This is a genomic window from Ideonella azotifigens, from assembly GCF_006519715.1.
Taxonomy (GTDB): domain Bacteria; phylum Pseudomonadota; class Gammaproteobacteria; order Burkholderiales; family Burkholderiaceae_C; genus Ideonella; species Ideonella azotifigens.
This window is the reverse complement of sequence record NZ_VIDT01000606.1, coordinates 1-3,373: the sequence shown is the minus strand read 5'-3', so window position 1 is coordinate 3,373 and position 3,373 is coordinate 1. Positions and strand designations below refer to the sequence as shown.

The window sequence follows — 3,373 nt, the reverse complement described above, 5'->3', positions numbered from 1 at the left end:
CGACAAGTACGTGCGCGTGCTGACCGCCACGCACGAGCACCTGATCCGCATGTCGCTGCGTGAACTGCTGCCGCAGCTGGACACCCAGCGCTTCTGGCAGGTGCACCGCGGCACCGTGGTGCGCGCCAGCGCCATCAGCCAGGCGCAGCGCGACGAAGCCGGCCGGCTGCATCTGCTGCTGCGCGGCCGGCCGGAGCAATTGATCGTCAGCCGCCTGTACGCGCCGCGCTTCAAGAGCATGTGAGGCCAGTCCGGCGGCAATTCACGCCCGCTGGCGACCGGCCGTCGCATGCCGCTGGACGCAGGCCTGCGGCAGCCTGAAGATCAGCCCATCGACACCCCGCCTCACCGGAGACACTCATGCGAGACCGTGACCGCGACACCACTTCCGACAACCCCGAAGACGCACTGATGCGCCAGGCCAGGCGCCGGGTGCGGCTCAAGACCGGCTTCCTGACCCACCTGCTGGTCTACGTGCTGGTCAACCTCGGGCTGTTCCTGCTGAATGCCAGCACGGGCGGCGCGCACTGGCACCAGTTCCCGTTGTTCGGCTGGGGCATCGGGCTGGCGATCCACGGCATCGTGACCTTCTTCTCACTGACCGGCGACGACTGGCGCCAGCGCATGCTGGACAACGAAGTGCGGCGGCTACGAGAACGTCAGCGCTGAAGACCGGGCGGCGCGCAGGGCGAGCGCCGCCTACAATGGCTCGCTTCTGTGGCCGCCCTGTTGCGGCTGCGCGAACCCCTTGATAACAAAGCGCTTTTCATGAGCGATGCCAAGCACGCCCCGTCCGCCGAGCCCGTCAAGCCGGCGAATTTTTTGCGCGCCATCATTGAGCGTGATCTCGAGGCCGGCACCTATGCCCAGCGCCCCTTCGGCGGCCAGCCTGGCGATGCCGCCCTGCACGCTGCAGGCCAGCCCGACCCGGCCCGCGTGCGGCTGCGCTTCCCGCCCGAGCCCAACGGCTACCTGCACGTCGGCCATGCCAAGAGCATCTGCCTGAACTTCGGCCTGGCGCGGGACTACGGCGGCGTCTGCCACCTGCGATTCGACGACACCAATCCGGAGAAGGAAGAGCAGGAATACGTCGACGCCATCGAGGAGATGGTCAAGTGGCTGGGCTGGGACTGGGACGCCTTCGGCACCGCCCACCTTTACTACGCCAGCAACTACTTCGACTTCATGTACCGCGCCGCCGAGTACCTGATCTCGCAAGGCCTGGCCTACGTGGACGAGCAGAGCGCCGACCAGATGCGCGCGAACCGCGGCGACTTCACGACGCCCGGCACCAACAGCCCGTTCCGCGACCTGCCTGTCGAACACCACCTGGGCCGCTTCCGCGAGATGCGTGCCGGCCAGCACCCGGACGGCGCGATGGTGCTGCGGGCCAAGATCGACATGGCCTCGCCCAACATCAACCTGCGCGACCCGGCCCTCTACCGCATCCGCCGCGCCACGCACCACAACACCGGCGACCAGTGGTGCATCTACCCGATGTATGCCTATGCGCATCCGATCGAGGACGCACTGGAGCGCATCACGCACAGCATCTGCACGCTGGAGTTCGAGGACCAGCGCCCGTGGTACGACTGGCTGCTGGAGCGTTTGGCAGAAGGCGGCCTGCTGTCGCACCCGCTGCCCAAGCAGTACGAGTTCGGCCGGCTGAACCTCAGCTACGTCATCACCAGCAAGCGCAAGCTCAAGCAGCTGGTCGATGAAAAGCACGTCGAAGGCTGGGACGACCCGCGCATGCCCACGCTGGCCGGCATGCGCCGCCGTGGCTACACGCCGGCGTCCATCCGCAAGATGGCCGACGATTCCGGCGCCAGCAAGAGCAACATCTGGCTGGACTACTCGGTGTTGGACATTGCGCTTCGCGCCGATCTGGAAGAGCAGGCCCCGCGCGCGATGGCCGTGATCGACCCCGTGGCGCTGAAGCTGACAAACTACGCCGAAGTCTTCGGCAGCGACAGCTTCCACGAGCCCTGCCATGCCCCTGCCCACCCGCACAAGCCCGAGCTCGGCCAGCGCCAGTTCAGCCTGGGCCCGCAGCTGTGGATCGAGCGTGACGACTTCGCCGAAGTGCCGGCCAAGGGCTTCTTCCGCTTGTTCCCTGGCAACAAGGTGCGGCTGAAGTACGGCGTGATCATCGAGTGCACCGGCTGCGAGAAGGATGCCGACGGCAAGGTCACGGCCGTGACCGCCACCGTGGTCCCCGACACCAAGAGCGGCACGCCGGGCGCCGACAGCGTCAAGGTCAAGGGCACGATCACCTGGATTGGCGCGCACGAGGCCGTGGCCTGCGAGATGCGCCTGTTCGACCGCCTCTTCACCGAGGCCCAGCCGGACGCCGGCGGCCGGGATTTCCTCACCGTGCTGAACCCGAACAGCAAGCATGTGCTGCGCAGCTACCTGGAGCCTGGCCTGGCCGGCGCCAAGCCGGACGACAAGTTCCAGTTCGAGCGCCATGGCTACTTCGTCGCCGACCGCAAGGACCACCGCGCCGACGCGCCGGTGTTCAACCGCATTGCCGGCCTGAAGGACAGCTGGGCCCGCTGAAAGCGCGCCTGACGGCCTTGCGTGACCGGCCGATGCCGGTCGCGGCCATCTCCCTTTGATCCCAAGCCTTGCCGCGCCATCACCGGCGCGACCGGGCTTTGCATTGCGCCACGGCCCACGAGGTCGACGCGCCGTGCGCGCCTGCTTCCATTGCCGCCCATGTCCCGAGTTACCGCACTGCCGGCATGCACTGCTGCCGGCCAAGGCCTGCCGCTGATCACGCTGGGCAAGGCCATCGCCTCGCAGCTGATCGTCTGGCATCACCTGGCCATCTACAGCCCGATGCGCGCCGTGGTCGACCCGTTGGCGCCCGAGCTGTTCGCCTGGCTGGCCAACCCCGCGCGCATGGCCGTGCAGGTCTTCCTGGTGATGGCCGGCTTCCTCGCCGCGCGCTCGCTGCTGCCCTCGCCTGGCGCGCCTGCCAGCCTGGGCCTGCCCGAGCTGCCAGGCAAGCTGCTGCAGCGCTATCGCCGGCTGGTGCCGCCCTGCCTGGTCGCAATGCTGCTGGCCATCCTCAGCGCCGCGCTGGCCCGCAGCTTCAGCGACGACCCGCAACTGCCCGGCGCGCCCACCGCCATGCAACTGCTGGCCAATGTGCTGCTGCTGCAGGACATCCTCGGCGAGGAGGCGCTCAGCGCCGGGCTCTGGTATGTCGCCATCGACCTGCAGCTGTTTGCCATGCTGCTGGCCGTGCTGGGCCTGCGCTGCTGCATGCCAGCACGCTGGCGCGCAGCGCTGACGCTGCTGAGCGTCGCCGGGCTGGCCGCGCTGTCCTGGCTGCTGCTGAACCGCGACCCGCACTGGGACGCCT

4 protein-coding genes are annotated in these 3,373 nt (G+C 68.3%); all 4 read left to right on the top strand.

The window, feature by feature from the left end:
• Window positions 1-244, top strand: a 244-nt coding sequence (locus FKP22_RS24900) for a LytTR family DNA-binding domain-containing protein (RefSeq protein ID WP_141290342.1), incomplete at its 5' end; no start/stop codon positions are given.
• A 116-nt stretch (window positions 245-360) separates the two neighbouring features.
• Window positions 361-669: a 2TM domain-containing protein gene (locus FKP22_RS24895; protein ID WP_141290341.1), complete on the top strand. Its 309-nt coding sequence runs from the start codon at window positions 361-363 to the stop codon at window positions 667-669.
• A 99-nt stretch (window positions 670-768) separates the two neighbouring features.
• A complete protein-coding gene (locus FKP22_RS24890; protein ID WP_141290340.1) occupies window positions 769-2,562 on the top strand; it encodes a glutamine--tRNA ligase/YqeY domain fusion protein in 1,794 nt (597 codons plus the stop codon).
• A gap of 159 nt (window positions 2,563-2,721) precedes the next feature.
• Window positions 2,722-3,373: acyltransferase family protein (locus tag FKP22_RS24885; RefSeq protein ID WP_141290339.1), on the top strand; the 652-nt coding region annotated here is incomplete at its 3' end.

Coding starts and splice junctions, on each gene's coding strand:
- FKP22_RS24895 (WP_141290341.1), top strand. CDS start 361: ATGCGAGACCGTGACCGCGACACCACTTCCGACAACCCCGAAGACGCA.
- FKP22_RS24890 (WP_141290340.1), top strand. CDS start 769: ATGAGCGATGCCAAGCACGCCCCGTCCGCCGAGCCCGTCAAGCCGGCG.